This is a genomic window from Nonomuraea zeae, from assembly GCF_005889725.1.
Taxonomy (GTDB): domain Bacteria; phylum Actinomycetota; class Actinomycetes; order Streptosporangiales; family Streptosporangiaceae; genus Nonomuraea; species Nonomuraea zeae.
Genome location: NZ_VCKX01000253.1, coordinates 1 through 17,840 on the forward strand (window position 1 = coordinate 1; position 17,840 = coordinate 17,840).

The 17,840-nt window shown below is 69.8% G+C and carries 15 protein-coding genes; 6 read left to right on the forward strand and 9 right to left on the reverse strand.

Translation table 11 applies throughout. The annotated features are described in order from the left end of the window. Positions 1 to 131: 131 nt before the first annotated feature. From ETD85_RS47620 to ETD85_RS47630, 3 genes are all read left to right on the forward strand, one after another. Positions 132 to 2,633 (forward strand): DEAD/DEAH box helicase, encoded by a 2,502-nt coding sequence (locus ETD85_RS47620; protein WP_240779904.1) that lies wholly within the window; start codon positions 132 to 134, stop codon positions 2,631 to 2,633. A gap of 2 nt (positions 2,634 to 2,635) precedes the next feature. After that, positions 2,636 to 3,406: an SWIM zinc finger family protein gene (locus ETD85_RS47625; RefSeq protein ID WP_138696479.1), complete on the forward strand. Its 771-nt coding sequence runs from the start codon at positions 2,636 to 2,638 to the stop codon at positions 3,404 to 3,406. Between the two features lie 93 nt (positions 3,407 to 3,499). Then, on the forward strand, positions 3,500 to 3,931 hold the full coding sequence (locus ETD85_RS47630) for a hypothetical protein (protein WP_138696471.1): 432 nt from the start codon (positions 3,500 to 3,502) through the stop codon (positions 3,929 to 3,931). Positions 3,932 to 3,946: 15 nt separating this feature from the next. Here the strand turns inward: ETD85_RS47630 and ETD85_RS47635 are convergent, their stop codons facing one another. From ETD85_RS47635 to ctaD, 8 genes are all read right to left on the reverse strand, one after another. Further along, positions 3,947 to 4,885: a diacylglycerol/lipid kinase family protein gene (locus tag ETD85_RS47635; protein WP_138696472.1), complete on the reverse strand. Its 939-nt coding sequence runs from the start codon at positions 4,883 to 4,885 to the stop codon at positions 3,947 to 3,949. Between the two features lie 107 nt (positions 4,886 to 4,992). After that, positions 4,993 to 7,734 (reverse strand): immune inhibitor A domain-containing protein, encoded by a 2,742-nt coding sequence (locus tag ETD85_RS47640; protein ID WP_206059329.1) that lies wholly within the window; start codon positions 7,732 to 7,734, stop codon positions 4,993 to 4,995. A gap of 121 nt (positions 7,735 to 7,855) precedes the next feature. Beyond that, a complete protein-coding gene (frdD, locus tag ETD85_RS47645) occupies positions 7,856 to 8,197 on the reverse strand; it encodes a fumarate reductase subunit FrdD (protein WP_138696473.1) in 342 nt (113 codons plus the stop codon). Beyond that, positions 8,194 to 8,577, reverse strand: a complete 384-nt coding sequence (locus tag ETD85_RS47650; RefSeq protein ID WP_138696474.1) for a succinate dehydrogenase/fumarate reductase transmembrane subunit — start codon at positions 8,575 to 8,577, stop codon at positions 8,194 to 8,196. The genes frdD and ETD85_RS47650 overlap by 4 nt, the downstream gene beginning before the upstream one ends. Continuing rightward, complete coding sequence (sdhB, locus tag ETD85_RS47655; protein ID WP_240779903.1) at positions 8,574 to 9,335, reverse strand: succinate dehydrogenase iron-sulfur subunit; 762 nt, start codon at positions 9,333 to 9,335, stop codon at positions 8,574 to 8,576. Before sdhB ends, ETD85_RS47650 begins: the two co-directional genes overlap by 4 nt. After that, positions 9,328 to 11,061, reverse strand: a complete 1,734-nt coding sequence (gene frdA / locus ETD85_RS47660) for a fumarate reductase (quinol) flavoprotein subunit (RefSeq protein ID WP_138696475.1) — start codon at positions 11,059 to 11,061, stop codon at positions 9,328 to 9,330. The genes sdhB and frdA overlap by 8 nt, the downstream gene beginning before the upstream one ends. Positions 11,062 to 11,065: 4 nt before the next feature. Further along, on the reverse strand, positions 11,066 to 11,299 hold the full coding sequence (locus ETD85_RS47665) for a hypothetical protein (RefSeq protein WP_138696476.1): 234 nt from the start codon (positions 11,297 to 11,299) through the stop codon (positions 11,066 to 11,068). A 33-nt stretch (positions 11,300 to 11,332) separates the two neighbouring features. Further along, complete coding sequence (ctaD, locus tag ETD85_RS47670; protein ID WP_170247230.1) at positions 11,333 to 13,057, reverse strand: aa3-type cytochrome oxidase subunit I; 1,725 nt, start codon at positions 13,055 to 13,057, stop codon at positions 11,333 to 11,335. 279 nt (positions 13,058 to 13,336) lie between these two features. Between ctaD and ETD85_RS47675 the strand changes: the two genes are divergently transcribed. Further along, the gene (locus ETD85_RS47675) at positions 13,337 to 14,542 is read left to right on the forward strand and encodes an aspartate aminotransferase type Ic (protein WP_138696477.1); all 1,206 of its coding nucleotides are present in this window, start codon (positions 13,337 to 13,339) and stop codon (positions 14,540 to 14,542) included. Here ETD85_RS47675 and ETD85_RS47680 read toward each other — a convergent pair whose 3' ends face one another. Then, entirely contained in the window at positions 14,543 to 15,103 is a 561-nt protein-coding gene (locus ETD85_RS47680) for a hypothetical protein (RefSeq protein WP_138696478.1), read from the reverse strand. It lies immediately after the preceding gene. Positions 15,104 to 15,215: 112 nt separating this feature from the next. Here ETD85_RS47680 and ETD85_RS47685 point away from each other — a divergent pair, with 112 nt between their 5' ends. Both ETD85_RS47685 and ETD85_RS47690 read left to right on the forward strand, forming a co-directional pair. After that, positions 15,216 to 16,556, forward strand: a complete 1,341-nt coding sequence (locus ETD85_RS47685) for an FAD-binding oxidoreductase (protein WP_138696482.1) — start codon at positions 15,216 to 15,218, stop codon at positions 16,554 to 16,556. A gap of 284 nt (positions 16,557 to 16,840) precedes the next feature. After that, positions 16,841 to 17,840, forward strand: a 1,000-nt coding sequence (locus ETD85_RS47690) for a serine/threonine-protein kinase (protein ID WP_170247233.1), incomplete at its 3' end; no start/stop codon positions are given.

Genomic DNA, 17,840 nt, shown 5'->3' on the forward strand with positions numbered 1-17,840 from the left:
CCCCCGCCACAGGCCCCACAGCAGACCGCGCCACCACCCGCGCCACAGGCCCCGCTACAGGCCCCGCCTCAGCCCCCGCGCCTGGATCCCGCCCGGCGCCCGCCGGGATCGTGCTGGAGCCCGACGACTCCATGGCCATGTGGGCGCTCCCGAAGGCCGGCGCGCGAGCCAGGTGGCGGCCCGTGGTCACGGGAGCCGATGCCGGATATTTCCGGGAGCTGGCCCTGGCCATGCCCCCCGCGTGCCGGACCTCCGCCACCGAGCGTCCCTCCGCCGAGGTGCTCGGGGAAGCGCTCGACGCGTTCACCGACGCCCTGGTCAGGCAGAGGCTGACCGAGCCCCTGGCAACCAGGGCCAGGACGCCGCACGAGCGCTGGCTGGCCGCGCTGACGGGCGACGACCCCAGCTGCCCGGACGTCCCCGAGCTGCGCGAGGAGCTGCGCAGGTGGCACGACGCGGTGACGGCGGCCGAGGGCGCGACCCGGGTGTGCTTCCGCCTGCTGGAGCCCGCGAACACCGACGACTGGCGGCTGGAGCTGGCCCTGCAGGCCGCCGACGACCCGAGCCTCTACGTCCCCGCCGCCCGCGTGTGGGACGGCGAGAAGGGCCTGCCGGGCAAGCCGGAAAGGGAGCTGCTGGCCGGCCTCGGGCGGGCGGTCCGGCTGTATCCGGAGCTCGACCGGGCCCTGCGCGTCCCCCGGCCGAGCGAGCTGGAGCTGGACACGCAGGGCGCGTTCGGGTTCCTGCGCCAGGCCGCCCCGCTGTTGCAGGCGGCCGGGTTCGGGGTGCAGCTCCCGCGCTGGGCCGGCCGTACGCGGCTGGGGTTGAAGCTCACCACCAGGACCAAGGCGCAGACGGCGGCGGCGAGCCAGGGGTTCGGGCTGCGCGAGCTGGTCGACTTCCGGATCGACCTGGCGGTGGGCGACGAGACGATCAGCGAGGCCGAGCTGGCCGAGCTGGCCCGGCTCAAGGTGCCGCTGGTCAGGGTGCGCGGCCAGTGGGTGGAGCTGGACGACGGGCAGCTCAAGGCGGCGCTCAGGGCCGTGGAGGGCGGCCTGACGGGAGAGGCGGCCGCCGACGAGATCATGCGGCACGTCATCGGCGCCGACCTCGTGGGCGACGACGAGCTGCCGCTGCTGGAGGTGGACGCCGACGGGGTGCTCGGCGACCTGCTGTCCGGGCAGGCCGACCGGCGGCTGACCCCGCTGGCCACCCCCGCTGGGCTGGACGCCACGCTCAGGCCGTACCAGGAGCGCGGGCTGGCGTGGCTGAGCTTCCTGTCCGAGCTGGGCCTCGGCGGGGTGCTGGCCGACGACATGGGGCTGGGCAAGACGATCACCACGCTGGCGCTGCTCGTGCACGAGCGGGCCGCCGCCCCGACGCTGCTGGTGTGCCCGATGTCGCTGGTCGGGAACTGGCAGCGGGAGGCCGCCAGGTTCGCGCCGGGGCTGCGCGTCTACGTTCACCACGGCAGCGGGCGCGACGCCGCCGAGATCGCGGGCGCCGACCTGGTGATCACCACGTACGGCACCGCGCAGCGCGACCTGGAGACGCTCAAGGGGTACGAGTGGCGCAGGGTCGTGTGCGACGAGGCCCAGGCGATCAAGAACAGCGGCACGTTGCAGGCCCAGGCCGTGCGGTCGATCCCCGCGGGCGGCAGGCTGGCCCTGACGGGCACGCCGGTCGAGAACCACCTGGCGGAGCTCTGGTCGATCATGGAGTTCGCCAACCCGGGCTTGCTGGGGTCGCGCTCGCGGTTCAGGACCAGGTTCCAGGAGCCCATCGAGGCCCGCCAGGACGAGCAGGCGGCCCAGGCGCTCAAGCGGGCGACCGGCCCGTTCATCCTCCGCCGCGTCAAAACCGATAAATCCGTCATTTCCGACTTGCCGGAGAAGATGGAGGTCAAGGAGTGGTGCCCGCTCACCCCCGAGCAGGCCACGCTCTACCAGGCGGTCGTGGACGACATGCTGGCCAAGATCGACGACAGCGAGGGCATCGAGCGGCGCGGCCTGGTGCTGTCGGCCATGGCCAAGCTCAAGCAGGTCTGCAACCACCCGGCCCACCTGCTCAAGGACGGCTCCCGGCTGGCAGGCAGGTCGGGCAAGCTCGCCCGCCTGGAGCAGCTGTGCGAGGAGATCCTGGCCGAGGGCGAGAAGGCGCTGCTGTTCACCCAGTACGCCGAGTTCGGGACGATGCTCCAGCCGTACCTGGCCCAGCGGCTCGACCGCCCGGTCCTCTGGCTGCACGGCGGCCTGCCCAAGAAGACCCGCGACCGCCTGGTGGAGCGCTTCCAGAGCGACGCGGAGCCGATGCTGTTCGTGCTGTCGCTCAAGGCGGCCGGCGTGGGCCTGAACCTCACCGCCGCCAGCCACGTCGTCCACGTCGACCGCTGGTGGAACCCGGCCGTCGAGGACCAGGCGACCGACCGGGCGTTCCGGATCGGGCAGCGCAAGAACGTACAGGTGCGCAAGCTCATCTGCGGCGGCACGCTCGAAGAGCGCGTAGACCAGATGATCGAACGCAAGAAGGCGCTGGCCGAGCGGGTGGTGGGCACCGGCGAGGAGTGGCTCACGGACCTGTCGACCGAGGAGCTGCGCGAGGTGTTCCGCCTGACGGCAGAAGGGGTGGGGTGAGCATGCCCGGCTGGTACGACGGCGGCCGGCCGATCAAGGTCGAGGGCGGTCTCAAGGCCCGCACGCAGCGCGGCAGCATCGGCTCGACCTGGTGGTCCCGGCGGTTCATCGACATACTCGAGCGCATCTGCGACAAGGGCCGCCTCTCCCGTGGCCGCGCGTACGCCCGCCAGGGCCAGGTCCTGTCGATCGACCTGTCGCCGGGCGAGGTCACGGCGGCGGTCCAGGGCTCGCGCCGCGACCCGTACACGGTCGAGATCAGGATCGAGGCGTACGACGAGGGGCGCTGGGCCACCGTCGAGGACGCGATCGCCGCGCAGGCCGTCTACCGGGCCAAGCTCCTGGCGGGCGAGATGCCGCCGGAGATCGAGGAGCTGTTCGCGGCGCTCGGCATCGACCTGTTCCCGCGCGACCTGGACATGGACTGCTCCTGCCCCGACTGGGGCTTCCCGTGCAAGCACCTGTCGGCCGTGCTCTACCTGCTGGCCGAGTCGTTCGACGACGACCCCTTCCTGGTGCTGGCCTGGCGCGGGCGGACCAGGGAGCAGCTGCTGGGGTCGCTGGCCGGCACCCCCGGCGAGGATCCGCTGCGGGTGGACGACGTGCCGTTCGCCGACCGCCTGGCCGACTTCTACGCACCGGGCGCCACGGCCCACCGGCCCGAGCGCCGCCACTCGGCCGCCGCCCCCGACCTGCTCCTGCGCGTCTTCCCGCCACCCGGTGACCTGGCCCGCGCGCTCGGCCCGGCCTACCGAGGGCTGGCGGAGGCGTAGCGCACGCCCCCTCCGCACTCTCTCCGCCCGTGACGTTGAGCGCATGCTCGATTACGTTAAGTATTCAATGACATCACGGAGGAAGGCAGCAGCATGGGATTCTCCTGGGCGAACGCCGGAGCCACGCTCACGACGGCGGCACTGACCTCGGCACTTACGGGTGCACCCGCGGCCCCGGCGCAGGCGCGGGCCGACGCCTTTCCGTGCGGGGCCCCGTTCGAAGTGACCATCGGCCGGGACGTCCACACCGTGCAGAAATGCCCGGACTGGAGCGACAGCGGGCGGATCGAGGTCTACGCGGACACCAGCGTCGACTCGGGGGCCGTCGGCGAGGTCTCGGTCGCCGGCGACCAGTGGTACGAATGCGGCCGGCAGGGCGGCTCGGTCTACCTCAGCGGCGGCGACGTGGGCAACGACTGGTGGGCCAGGACCAGGGCGAACACCGGCAGGTGGGGTTACGTCAGCCAGCTCTACTTCAAGGGCGGCGGCAACTTCGAGCCGGACGCCGGGCTCCGGCGCTGCTGAACCCGGGCTCCCGGCTCAGCGGTCCTCGAACTCCGCCGGCACCATGACCCGCACCCCGTTCGGCACCACGCGGAGCCTGATCGGGGTGCGCAGGCGCACCTCGCCGTCCACGTCGGCGGCCATCGGCGGGTCGGTCTCCAGCAGCATCTCCCGCCCGACCACGAACGGCCCGCCCGCCAGGCTGCGCCACCGGCCGGTGGTCGCCCGCAGCAGGGTCTCGCCGAGCAGGCGCAGCTTCTTGCCCGAGCCCAGCTGGTAGGCCACCAGCTGGCCGTTGTCGATGCTGATGTCCCTGGCCACCTGCCAGCCGCCGTGGAAGCGGCCGTTGGCGATGTTGAGCTGGTGGGTGAGCAGCTCGTGACGCTGCCCCTCGACCGTGATGTACGCGCGGAACGGCGTGTGGCCCGGCAGGATCGTCAGCGCCGTCAGCGGGTAGGCGGGCCGCCCCACGATGCGCTTGAGCCACGGCTTGACCTTGCCCGCCACCTCGACGGACACGCCGAAGCTGGCCAGGTTGGCGAACGGCCGGTCGTCGGCCATGCCGAGGTCGATGTCGGCCACCTTGCCGGTGGCGAACACCCTGATCGCCCCCGCCAGGTCGAGCGGCAGGCCCAGGCTGCGGGCGAAGTTGTTGGTGGTGCCGAGCGGCAGCACCCCGAGCGCCACGTCACGGTGGGCGACGTGGCGTACCGCGGAGGAGAGCGTGCCGTCGCCGCCGCCCACGATGAGCAGGTCGGGGTCGGTGGCCAGAGCCGTGTCGAGCAGGTCGCGCAGCCGCTTGGGGTTGTAGACCGACAGCTCGGCGAGCGGCTCGAACCCGAGGTTGTGGATCTGCTCGATCACCTCGAAGTAGTGGCGTCGGCCGCGGCGCGAGCGAGTGTTCACCACCACCGCCACCCGGCGATTTGCCCGGATCGCCGCGGTGTGCTCGTCTTTGGTGCGCAGTTCGCTCATGGTCATCAATCGTAGGTGCAGAACCCATTACGTAAGGCCCACCCGATGAACCCGAGCGGGCCTGCCACGGGGCCGCCGGGGGTGTCCCCGGCGGCCCCGCGGATCGCCTACTTCTTGGGCGGAACGACCTGGACGATGGCGCCCAGGTTGCCCGGCAGCGGGCTCACCAGCTTGAACTGGACGCCCAGCGCCTTGCCCTCGTCACCGGGGTTGCCGGTGCCGAGCACCGAGCCGGCGGCCACCTGGCCGTACAGCTCCGTGGCGGGGGTGCCGTCCTGGTGGACGACGCGGGCGCTGTAGGACTGGTCGCCCTTCGACGGGACGACCGCCGAGGCGTCGAAGTCGCGGTAGTAGAGCCCGCCGTCAATCACCTCAAGGCCCGGGTACCAGGTCTTGGCGTCGGTGAAGGCCGGCACGCCCTTCAGCGCGGGCAGGTCCGTGCAGTACTCGCTGAACGGCTCGTCCGCCGCCTCCAGGCACTCCTTGAACGGGTACGTCTTGCCGAACCCGAACGCGGCGTTGGAGGACTGGACGCGGCCCTGCAGGTTCTTGTTGAGCTGCGGGTCCTTCTCGGCCGCCGTGCCGGTGCGGCGCAGCGGGTCGTAGTGGGAGTCCACGACCAGCAGGCTGCCCTTGGAGCCGAGACTCGGCGGGAGCCGCAGGTTGCTGGCGAGGTTGTTGTTGACGAACGTCGAGTCGCGGTACCAGACCAGCAGGCCGGGCGCGTTGTACTTCAGCTTCTGCACCTTCCACGCCCCGTCGCGGGAGTAGTCGGTGTCGTAGGTGTACTGCAGGCCCTTGTCGAAGCCGTCGAAGTTGCGCCACTCCGCCAGGTAGAAGCGGGAGATCTCGCGCTCGCCGTTGTTGCGGGTCCAGCCCTGGCCCGGCGTGTTCGTGAACGTGCCGCCGACCGGCTTCCAGCCGTTGTCGCCGCCTTCGACGTCGTCGCTCCACACGGCGGTGGTGCCGTTGGTGAGCTGGAAGTCGTCGGCGTGCCAGCCGCGCGGCATGAAGGCCGCGTCGGTGTTGTAGGTCAGCCGCAGCTTGATCGACTGCCCGGCGAACGGGGTCAGGTTGACGTAGTCGTGCCGCCAGCCGTCGGTGGCGCCGGTGAGGCCGTACTTCTTGTTGCCGAACGTCTTGAGGTTCTTGTACGGGTCCGGGTAGCCGTCAGGCGTGGTGACCTCGGTGCCGGCCTCGTCGTAGACCTTCTGCTGGGTCCAGGTCTGACCGCCGTCGGTCGAGATCTCGACGAAGCCGAAGTCCCAGTCCTGCTCGATGTCGTAGTTGTTCCACATCCAGAACTTCAGGTCGGTCCCCGCCGGGACGGGCACGTCGCGGGTGAGCGTGACGTTGGCCCATTCCTGGTCCAGGCCGGTCCACCAGGCGTTCGTGCCGCTGTGCGGCTCGATCATCTTCAGCGGCGTGGAGGCCAGGTTCACCCGGATGCCGTCCTGGGTGAGCTTGGGCGTGCGCGAGGACTGCCCGACCGTGACGAGCTTGGCGGCATCGCCCGGGTTGAACGTCTTCGGGTTGGCCCAGCCGAGCACCCACTTGTCCCAGAGGCCCATGTGGGTCGGCATGGACTGGAAGATCGGGCCGGAGTGGGAGCCGCTGGACATCAGGTCCCAGAAGTCCACTGCCGAGCTGGCCTGGCCCGAGGTGTCGTACAGGTCGGGCAGGCCGAGGTCGTGGCCGTACTCGTGGGCGAAGACGCCGACGCCGGAGTCCTCGGGCTGCACGATGTAGTTGGAGATCTTCTTGTCGGAGCCGGGGACCTGGTAGCCGCCGGCGACCGCGCTGGAGTGCGCCCAGATGGCGTAGGTGCCCTCGGCGCCGCCGTCGGAGGACTTGTCCTTGCCCGCGTGCACCAGCACCAGGTGGTCGATGACGCCGTCGGGCTCGTTGTGGTTGCCGTCGCCGTCGGCGTCGGAGACGTCCTCGAGGTCGTAGTCGGCCCACGGGAAGTCCGGCTGGGCCTGGGCCAGGGAGTTCACCGTGTCGATGGCGAGCTGCTGCGCGCCGAGCTCGTTGCCGGGGTGGCCGGACATGTCCTGGGGCGCGCCGCCGCAGGCCGCGGCGCCGTAGTACGCCTCGGAGTGCGGCACCTTGATCCAGCCGACCGCCGAGCCGGTGACGGAGTAGGCGCCCTTGGACATCTCCTCGTACATCTTCTTCATGGTGTAGCCGGAGATGTCGATGCCCTTTTTGCCGTCGCGCGGGTCCTTGAGGTCGGGACGCACGCGCTCGGTGATGCCCTTGTCGGTGTAGAGCATCTTGTTGAAGTGCTCGGTGCTGAAGTCCTTGACCCAGAAGGAGTTGTTGTCCTTGTGCGGCAGCGTGGCCGGGTCCGGGATGTTGTTGTGCAGAGGGCCGTTCTTGAGCGTGCCGGGCGGCTCCACCACGCAGTCGTCGGGCTCGCTGTTCACCGTGCGCAGGCGGTTGAAGCCGGAGAAGTCGTCGTTGGCCTGCTCGTTGAACTCGACGAGGACCGTCAGGAGCTTGGCCGTACGGGTCTGCTTGGAGTTCTTGAAGATCCACTCAGCGGGGTTGCGCCCGGTCCTGATGGCCTCGTCCTCGCGTGCCGCGAGAATGCGGCCGGCCGCCGGGTTGCCGCTGCTGAACTTCTTGTCGAACTTCTGCGCGGGGGTCAGGGAGCGCTGCTTCTGGTCGGCGACCGCGGGTTCTTTCGGGTCCTTCTCGACCTTGGGCGGTGCGTAGTTGATGTAGTAGTCCGCGATTCCGGGCTCGTAGTCCGCGGCGGAGGCCTGTGCGGCGGGCACGGAAAGGGCGGCGCCGAGGAGGGCGACCGCCGGGAGCGTTGCTAACAGGCGCTTTTTGCTGGGCACCAGGAACCCTCTCTGCCCGGGATCGCCGGGCGCATGGCCATAGGGTGTGCAATGCCGGACGTTAGAGGGTGTCCAAACGAATCGTAAAGTACGTTGTTGAAATGTGATCAAACTACGACATTTAGAACATCAAAAGTGCGGCGACGACTCCACCCGCCACCGCACCGCCGTAGCAGACCACCGCGATCACCAGGTCGAACCTGGCGATGCCGAGCAGCTCCTCGCTGGTGAACCGGATCCGGTGCGCCGCATGGAAGAGGCACAGCACGACGACCCCGAGCAGCGCGAGGCGTACGAGCACGTTGCCGGCCAGCGCGCGCAGGTGCTCGGCCGTCGGCCAGTCGACCAGGCCCAGCGGCATGAGCACCCCGAACAGCAGCACCAGCACCGGCAGCACGAACGCCGCCACCACTCCCCCGCCGCTGAACAGCAGCCACAGGTACGGCTCCACCGTCCGTTTCATGGCGACCTCAGGATGAAGTAGGCGATGAGCACGGAGACCAGCACCCAGGCCGAGTGGTTGCCGCCCTGGATCATCCAGGCGGGCACCCGCCAGCCGTCCAGCCGGACGACGGTGGCCTTGGGCGCGAGGTTGAGGAACGTGATCGTGTGGAAGCAGGTGGCGGCCAGCGCCAGCACGTTGATCGCGATCATCCACGGCTGGGCGGCCAGCGCGGCGAACTCCGGCAGGCTCCCGCCGAACAGGGCGTCGATGAGCATCAGCAGGAAGACGACCGACCAGGCCACGAAGACGCTGGTCAGCTCGCGCAGCACGAAGAGGGTGTAGGTCCGGGTGCGGGTGAACCAGAGCGCGTCGCGGCGCGGCCGGTAGGCGGTCGTCATCGCTTGCTCCACGGCAGGACCGAGCGGAGCGCGGCGGTCAGCTTGTAGCGCTGGATCGCCTCGGCCGGGTCCACGTGCTTCGGGCAGGCCCTCGTGCACTCGCCGACGAACGTGCACCCCCACACGGCCTCGTCCAGGTTGAGCACGTCGAACCGGTCGCCCATGTCCCTGGAGTCCAGGTTGTAGCGCTGGGCCAGGGCGATGGCCGCCGGGCCGAGGAAGTCGGGGTCGAGCACGTAGACGGGGCAGGCCGAGTAGCACAGCAGGCAGTTGATGCACATGCTGTACTGCTTGTACGCCTCCAGCTGCTCGGGCGTCTGGGCGTACTCCGTGCTCAGCGGCAGCTCCTCGCCCTCCCTGATGAGCCAGGGCCGCACGGACGACAGCTTGGCCAGGAAGTCGTCGATGTCCACGACCAGGTCCCTGATGACCGGGAAGCCCTTGAGCGGCTCGATCCTGACCGGCCCATCGCCGTACTCGGAGAGGAAGGTGCCGCAGGTCAGCCTGGGCTCGCCGTTGACGTTCATGCCGCACGAGCCGCACACGCCCATCCGGCACGACCAGCGGAAGGACAGGCTGCCGTCGAGCTGGTCCTTGATGTAGTTGAGCCCGTCGAGCACCGCCCAGTCGGCCATCAGCGGCACGTCGTAGCCCTGGAACACCGGCTCCTCGTCCTCGCCCGGGCGGTAGCGCGCGATCTCCATCCGGATCGTGCGCGTGCCCGCCTCCTGCCGTACCGCCTCGGTGGTGTCAGTCACGGCCGTAAACCCTTTCTCCAGGGGGCCAGCGGGTGATCGTCACGGGCAGCAGGCCGACGGACGGTGTGCCGTCGGGCGCGCGGTGCACGAGGGAGTGGGCGAGGTAGGCGTCGTCGTCCCTGACGCCGAAGTCCGTGCGCTGGTGCGCGCCGCGCGACTCCTGCCTGTTCAGCGCACAGGCCACGATCGTCTGCGCGACCTCCAGCATGGTGTGCAGCTCCTGCAGGTTGATCAGCTCGGTGTTGAAGGTGGTGCTCGTGTCGTCGACGCGGACGTCCTGCGCGCGCTCGCGCAGGTCCGCCAGCGTGTCGACGGCCTTGGCCAGCACGTCGCCGGTGCGGTAGATGCCGGCCGCCCCTTCGAGGGTGTGCTGCATCAGCTCCCGCAGGTCGGCGACGCGCTCTCCGGTTTTCCTGCCCTCGCGCGCGCGTTCCAGGCGTCGCCGCTCGTCCGTCCCCTGCGTGCGGACGGCGGCCGACTCGCCGCTCCTGTGCGCCTTGGCGAACTCGGCGGCGGCCAGGCCCGCGCGGCGGCCGAAGACGAGGATCTCCGGCAGCGAGTTGGAGCCGAGCCGGTTGGCGCCGTTGATGCTCACGCAGGCGGTCTCGCCGGCCGCGTACAGGCCCGCGACGGGCGTGGCGCCGTCGATGTCGGTGTGGACGCCGCCCATCATGTAGTGGACGACCGGGCGGACCGGGATGAGGTCGGTGGCGGGGTCGAGGTTCTGGTAGCTCTTGCACAGCTCGCGCACGAACGGGATGCGCGCGTCGATCTTCCGCTCGCCCAGGTGGCGCAGGTCCAGGTAGACGACGGGACCGTACGGGGTGTCCACGGTGCGGCCCAGGTGCTGCTCGTGCACGAACGCCTGGGAGAGCCGGTCGCGCGGGCCCAGCTCCATGCTGCGCAGCTTCGGCGTGGGTGTGGGCCGGCCGAGGTCGTAGTCCTGAAGGTAGCGGTAGCCGTCCTTGTTGATCAGCCAGCCGCCCTCCGCCCTGGCCGCCTCGGTGATGAGGATGCCGGTGAACGGCAGGCCCGTCGGGTGGTACTGGACGAACTCCATGTCCTTGAGCGGCGCCCCGGCCCGGTAGGCCAGGGCCATGCCGTCGCCGGTCTTGATGGCGGCGTTCGTGGTGAAGGGGAAGACCCGGCCGCAGCCGCCGGTGGCCAGGATGACGGTCCTGGCGGCGATGGTCTCGATGCGGCCGGTCCTGATCTCGACGGCCACGACGCCGTGGACGCGGCCGTCGTCGACGATCAGTGAGGTGACGTACCACTCGTCGTACCTGATGATGTCCTGATATTTCAGGGTGGTCTGGAAGAGCGTGTGCAGCAGGTGGAACCCGGTCTTGTCGGCGGCGTACCAGGTGCGCATCTTCTTCATGCCGCCGAACGGGCGCACCGCGACGCGGCCGTCGCTCTCGCGGCTCCAGGGGCAGCCCCAGTGTTCGAGCTGGATCAGCTCCTGGGGCGCCTCGGCCACGAAAGCCTCGACCGCGTCCTGGTCGCAGAGCCAGTCGCCGCCGGAGATCGTGTCGTAGCAGTGCTCGTCGAGCGTGTCGCCGATGCCGATCACGGCGGCGGCGCCGCCTTCGGCGGAGACGGTGTGGCTGCGCATCGGATAGACCTTCGACACGACGGCCACTTTCAGCTCCGGGTCCCGCTCGGCGACCGCGATGGCCGCCCGCAGACCCGCTCCGCCTCCTCCGACGATGAGCACATCGATCATTGAGTCACTTCCCGTGGTCGGGTTGTATCGGGTCCTTCACCCGCTTGCCGTCGTGGCGGATGGCGGAGAGGTGGATGCTGCCGTCGTGGTACTCGTGGCGGATCCTGCGGCAGCCGCAGTCGAAGAACTGGTCACGGATCACCAGGCCGTAGCCGTCGTCGTCGACGAGGCGCTCACCGCCGGACTTCTTCCCGCAGGGGGCCGTCTCGGGAGTGAAGGGGATTTTCGTGCCTGTCATCGCCGATCTCCCTAGATAGGCGAAACATCATGATCAGTCGGGGGGTTCGTTGCTGGGCGGGACCTCAGCGGTCCCGTCCGGCGCGTCAGCGGTCTCCGCCTGCTCGACCTCAGGGGGCGTCTCCTCCTGCTCCCGGGGATAGTGCAGGTCGAAGGCGGGCCGCTCGGAGCGGATCGAGGGCATGCTGGTGAAGTTGTGCCGCGGCGGCGGGCAGGAGGTGGCCCATTCCAGCGAGTTGCCGTAGCCCCACGGGTCGTCGAGCGTGACCTTGGGCGCGCGCCTGGCCGTCTTGTACACGTTGTAGAGGAACGGCAGCGTCGACGCGCCGAGCAGGAAGGCCCCGACGGAGGAGATCTCGTTCAGCATCGTGAAGCCGTCACCGGCGCTGTAGTCGGCGTACCGCCTGGGCATGCCGATCTGCCCCAGCCAGTGCTGCACCAGGAACGTGGTGTGGAAGCCGATGAACAGCGTCCAGAAGTGCACTTTGCCCAGGCGGTCGTCGAGCATCCTGCCGGTCATCTTCGGCCACCAGAAGTAGAAGCCGGAGAACATGGCGAAGACGACGGTGCCGAAGACGACGTAGTGGAAGTGGGCGACGACGAAGTAGGTGTCGCTGATGTGGAAGTCCAGCGCCGGCGAGGCCAGGATGACCCCGGTGAGGCCGCCGAGCAGGAACGTCGCCAGGAACCCCACCGCGAACAGCATCGGCGTCTCGAAGCTCAGATGGCCCCGCCACATCGTGCCGATCCAGTTGAAGAACTTCACGCCGGTGGGCACCGCGATGAGGAACGTCATGAACGAGAAGAACGGCAGCAGCACCTGACCGGTCGGGAACATGTGGTGCGCCCACACGGTCATCGACAGCCCGGCGATGGCGATGGTCGCGCCGACCAGCCCCATGTAGCCGAACAGCGGCTTGCGGCTGAACACCGGGATCACCTCGGAGATGATCCCGAAGAACGGCAGCGCGATGATGTAGACCTCGGGATGGCCGAAGAACCAGAACAGGTGCTGCCAGAGCAGCGGGCCCCCGTTGTCGCTGAGGAAGACCTGGGTGCCGAACTTGCGGTCCGACTCCAGCACGAGCAGCGCCGCGGCCAGCACGGGGAAGGCCATCAGCACGAGCATGCTGGTCAGCAGGACGTTCCAGGTGAACAGCGGCATCCGGAACATCGTCATGCCCGGCGCCCGCATGCCGATGATCGTGGTGATGAAGTTGACGGCGCCGAGGATCGTACCGAGACCGGACAGGGCCAGCCCCATGATCCACAGATCCGCCCCCACCTGCGGCGAGTGGACCACGGACGACAGCGGCGTGTAGGCGAACCAGCCGAAGTCGGCCGCGCCCCCGGGCGTGAAGAACCCCGCCACCACCATCAGCCCGCCGAACAGGAACAGCCAGTACGCCACCGCGTTCAGCCGGGGGAAGGCGACGTCCGGCGCGCCGATCTGCAGCGGCATGACCACGTTGGCGAACCCGGCGAACAGCGGGGTCGCGAACAGCAGCAGCATCACCGTGCCGTGGATGGTGAAGAGCTGGTTGTACTGCTGCTGGCTGACGATCTGCATGCCGGGCGCGGCGAGCTCGGCCCTGATGAACATGGCCATGACGCCCGCGACGAGGAAGAACCCGAACGAGGTGATCAGGTACAGGTAGCCGATGACCTTGTGGTCGGTCGTCGACAGCCAGGAGGCGATCACGGTCCCGGTGCGACGGCGCCTGACCTGCTCGATCGAGGGTTCGCGAACAGTCGTCACGGCTGCTCCCTCCGTGCGGAGTGTCGATGCAGAGACCGTTGCCTGCGATGGCCGCAGGGAGCGGCCACCGTGCCTGCCCCGATCTACCCATTCCACGCCAACGATCGCCGCTCGGGAAGGTGTTCTTTAACATTGGTCATCCAGACCTTTGAGATGCGTGCGGCGGCCGTGGCCCGGCGCATGATCGACACCGGTGCGCCGTCCTCGCCAGCCCCGGCGTTTCGACGCTGGTCGCGCGTCTTCTATCCTTCGTAACCGGACCGATTCGGAGGAGATCTCGTGACCGCTCAGAGTGACTACGCCGCCCTCGTCCAGCGAGGGCTCTCGCTCGACCTCACCAGGGGCAAGCCGTCACCGCGCCAGCTCGACCTCTCCGACGCCATGTTCTCCCTGCCCACGTCCTACCGGGCGGCCGACGGCACCGACGGCCGCAACTACGGCAACGTGCAGGGCCTGGCCGAGCTGCGCGAGCTGTTCGCGCCACTGATCCAGGTGCCCGCCGGGCAGATCGTGGTGGGCGGCAACGCGAGCCTGACCCTGATGCACGACACGATCGTGCACGCGCTGCTGACGCCGCTGCCGGGCGCCGCGCGCCGCTGGGTGGAGGAGCCGGAGATCACGTTCCTGTGCCCGGTTCCCGGCTACGACCGGCATTTCACCATCTGCGAGCGGTTCGGGATCAAGATGGTCCCCGTCCCGATGAACGCCGACGGCCCCGACATGGACGTCGTCGAGCGCCTGGCGGCCGCCGACGCGAGCGTCAAGGGCATCTGGTGCGTGCCGAAGTACAGCAACCCGTCCGGCATCGTCTACAGCGACGAGACGGTCCGCCGGCTCGCCGCCATGCCGGCCGCCGCCCCCGATTTCCGGATCTTCTGGGACAACGCGTACGCGGTGCACCACCTCACCGACACCCCGGCCGAGCTGGCCGACCTGCTGGCGATCAGCGCCGAGCAGGGCAACCCCGACCGCGTGTTCGTCTACGCCTCCACCTCGAAGGTCACGCTGGCCGGCAGCGGGGTGTCGTTCTTCGGCTCCTCCCCGGCCAACGTCAAGTGGTTCCTGCACAACACCGCCAAGCAGTCCATCGGCCCCGACAAGATCAACCAGCTCCGCCACGTGGAGTTCCTGCGCGACGGCGCCGGCGTGGCCGCGCACATGCGGCGGCACGCCGAGCTGATCGGGCCGAAGTTCGAGCTGGTGGACAAGGTGCTGACCGAGCAGCTCGGCGGCCTGGCCACCTGGACCAGCCCCAAGGGCGGCTACTTCATCAGCCTCGACGTGCCGCACGCCGCCGAGGTGGTGGCCAAGGCCAAGGCCGCCGGCATCGCGCTGACGCCCGCGGGCGCCACCCACCCCTACGGCGACGACCCCGCCGACCGCACGATCAGGATCGCGCCGACCTTCCCTGAGCTGGACGAGCTGGAGCAGGCCATCAACGGCCTGGCCGTCTGCGTCCGGCTCGTGGCCGAGGAGCACGCCTGATCAGCGCTTGCCGCCGCCGTTCCTGAAGCCGAAGATGTACTCGCGCGTCTCGCTCGGATGGAACGAGACGCCGACGCCCGGCTCGAAGACCACGTTGTCGCGGGCGCAGTAGTAGAGGCTCTCCCAGACGGCCAGGGCCTGCTCCCTGGCCGGGGCCTCGACCGTGTCGCGCTTGCGGGCGCCGTACGAGCCGAGGACGTTCAGCAGCCCGAAACCCCAGAAAAGGCCCGTCAGGCAGAACGGGGCGAGGAGCACCTCGCCCCACTGCGGGTCCTGGCCCATGGCGATCACCAGCGACACGACCAGGTGCGTCAGAGCCGCCGCGAGCAGCAGGATGTAACCGTTGTTGCGCGCCCACGGCGTGTAGTGGCGGCTGGGGAAGGACAGCCAGACCGCCAGCTGCGTACGGCTCATGACGTGCTTCGACGCGCCCAGCGTGGCGGCCGTGGGCAGGTCGGCGACCTCACGCTCGCCGGGTAACCTGACCCGTCCGATCTTGTAAGTGGTCCCCGCTGCGACCGCTCCAGGGACCGCGACAACCTGGTCAGCCTCCGCACACACCGGGCACCCGACTTTCACCCGGGCAGTCTGGCCTTAAGGAACGGGCTGCGCAAACCGTAACGTAGCCGGGAATGCACCTAAGGTGCATGATGTGAGACCGATTGCTGCCTTGGTGAACTCCTTGTCCGAAGCTCGCGTTCTGACCGACCCGGACGTGATCGACTCCTATGCCCGCGACCGGACGTTCGTCGAGCCCGGAAAACCGCTCGGCGTGGTGCTCGCCGCCTCCCGCGACGACGTGGTGACCACCATGAAGTGGGCCACCGAGCACCGGGTGCCGGTCGTGCCCCGCGGCGCGGGCACCGGCCTGGCCGGCGCCGCGATCGCGGGCGACGGCTCGATCATCCTGTCGCTGGCGCGGATGACCGCGATCAAGGAGCTGTCCCCCGCCGACGAGATCGCCGTCGTCGAGCCCGGCGTCATCACCGCCGACCTGGACCGGGCCGCGAGAGAGCACGGGCTGATGTACGCGCCGGACCCGTCGTCGTACGAGATCTCCACGATCGGCGGGAACCTGGCGACCAACGCGGGCGGGCTGCGCTGCGTCAAGTACGGCGTCACCAGGGACTCGGCGCTCGGTCTCGAGGTCGTGCTGGCCGACGGCCGGATACTGAACACCGGGCGGCGCACCATGAAGGGCGTCACGGGCTACGACCTGACCGGGCTGTTCGTCGGCTCGGAGGGCACGCTGGGCGTGATCACCTCGGCCACGGTCCGGCTCCGGCGAGCGCCGGTCGCGCCGCCTGCGACATTCGCGGCCGAGTTCGGCTCGCTGCGCGACGCGGGCTCGGCCGTGACGGCCATCATGGCCGCGGGCTGCCAGCCGTCGCTCATGGAGCTGCTGGACCGGGCCACGCTCGAGGCCATCGACGACTGGCGCAACATCGGGCTGGAGCCGGGGACGATGGCCATGCTGATCGGCCAGTCCGACGCGACGGACGCCCAGGCCATGGCCGAGCGCATGGAGCGGCTCTGCATGGACAACGGCGCCTCGTTCGTCGCCGTGTCGTCCAGCCCGCAGGAGACCGAGGAGCTGATCGGGCTGCGCAGGCTGGCCTACCAGGCGAAGGAGCGCCAGGGTGCGTGCCTGGTCGAGGACGTGTGCGTGCCGCGTTCGGTGCTGCCCGACATGATCACGCATATCGAGGAGACGGCGGTCCGGCACGGGGTGAAGATCGCCACGGTCGCGCACGCGGGCGACGGCAACCTGCATCCGGTCTTCATCTTCGACCACGGCACCGTGGAGCCGCCGCCCGAGGTGTGGGCGGCGGCCGACGAGGTGTTCACGCGGGCGCTGGAGCTGGGGGGCACGCTCACCGGAGAGCACGGCGTGGGGCTGCTGAAGCAGCGCTGGCTGGCGCTGGAGTCGGGGCCGGTGGCCACGGAGGTGCAGCGGGGCATCAAGGCGGTCTTCGACCCGCTGGGCCTGCTGAACCCCGGCAAGGCGATCTGAGCGGCCCGCCGGCCTCGCCGATACGAGCCGCGCTTCGCGTTTCCCACCTCTGGCCCGTTCCCGCCTCTCTGGCCCGTTCCCGGCGCTGGACGCGAGCGCGGCTCATATCACCCCGAATGACACTTGACCAAGCCGTGACCTTGACCGTCGATGCGCACACGACCTGCGACGCGACGCTGACTTTCTTCGTCAAAACATGAAACTTCTGACAGGTCCGGCAGACGCCCCGAGCGTCACGCTGGTAGCGTTTTGCCTCATCTACTGGGTTGTGATGGGGGTCCGACGTGAATCAGTTCCAGCCGTTGGCGGCGGACGATCCGCGGCGGCTGGGGGCGTATGACATCGTCGCCCGGCTCGGCGAGGGCGGCCAGGGCGTCGTTTACCTGGGCAAGAGCGATGACGGGGAACAGGCGGCGGTCAAGCTGCTGCACCATGCCCTGGTGGCTGACACCGACGCGCGGACGAGGTTCCTGCGCGAGGTGGCGGTGGCCCAGCGCGTGGCCCGGTTCTGTACCGCTCCAGTGCTGCACGCCGATCTTGACGGAAGCCGGCCGTACATCGTCAGCGAGTACGTCCCGGGGCCCTCGCTCCGCGAGCTGGTCATCAACGAGGGCCCGCGACGGGGTGCGGCGCTCGAACGGCTGGCGATCAGCACGGCCACCGCGCTCGCGGCCATCCACCGCGCCGGGATCCTGCACCGGGACTTCAAGCCCGCCAACGTGCTGATGGGGCCCGAGGGTCCCGTCGTGATCGACTTCGGCATCGCCCGCGCGCTCGACTCCCCTGGCGCGACGGCGACGGGGATGGCCATGGGGACGCCGTCGTACCTGGCGCCCGAGCAGCTCAGCGGGGCCGCGGTGTCGGAGGCGGCCGACGTGTTCGCCTGGGGCGTCACGATGGTGTTCGCCGCGACGGGCAAGCCCGCGTTCGGCGCCGACTCCATCCCCGTGGTGATGAACCGGATCCTCAACGAGGAGCCGCAGCTCGGGGGCATGGACGGCGTCCTGGCCGAGCTGGTGGAAGCCTGCCTGTCGAAGGACCCGTCGCAGCGGCCCAGCGCGGACGAGCTCATCGTCCGCCTCACGGGCCAGCCGGCCCCGAAGTCGGCCATCGAGCCCGTAACCGGCCAGCAGGCCACCGCCGCCGCTCAGCCGGGACAGAGCACTGGCCGTCCCGGCCGCGCCGGGTCCCCTGACGAGGACTCCTACCCCGGCCCGTGGATGCAGCCCACCGGCCCGCACCCGGTAGGCGGCCCCCTCCCGGCCGGCCCGCAGCCGGTCCCGC

What these genes read in the sequence shown, in the direction of transcription:
- ETD85_RS47650 (WP_138696474.1), bottom strand. Translation starts at nt 8,577, where the DNA reads ATGACGACCGCCTACCGGCCGCGCCGCGACGCGCTCTGGTTCACCCGC.
- ETD85_RS47665 (WP_138696476.1), bottom strand. Translation starts at nt 11,299, where the DNA reads ATGACAGGCACGAAAATCCCCTTCACTCCCGAGACGGCCCCCTGCGGG.
- frdD (WP_138696473.1), bottom strand. Translation starts at nt 8,197, where the DNA reads ATGAAACGGACGGTGGAGCCGTACCTGTGGCTGCTGTTCAGCGGCGGG.
- frdA (WP_138696475.1), bottom strand. Translation starts at nt 11,061, where the DNA reads ATGATCGATGTGCTCATCGTCGGAGGAGGCGGAGCGGGTCTGCGGGCG.
- ETD85_RS47625 (WP_138696479.1), top strand. Translation starts at nt 2,636, where the DNA reads ATGCCCGGCTGGTACGACGGCGGCCGGCCGATCAAGGTCGAGGGCGGT.
- ETD85_RS47635 (WP_138696472.1), bottom strand. Translation starts at nt 4,885, where the DNA reads ATGAGCGAACTGCGCACCAAAGACGAGCACACCGCGGCGATCCGGGCA.
- ETD85_RS47630 (WP_138696471.1), top strand. Translation starts at nt 3,500, where the DNA reads ATGGGATTCTCCTGGGCGAACGCCGGAGCCACGCTCACGACGGCGGCA.
- ETD85_RS47620 (WP_240779904.1), top strand. Translation starts at nt 132, where the DNA reads ATGGCCATGTGGGCGCTCCCGAAGGCCGGCGCGCGAGCCAGGTGGCGG.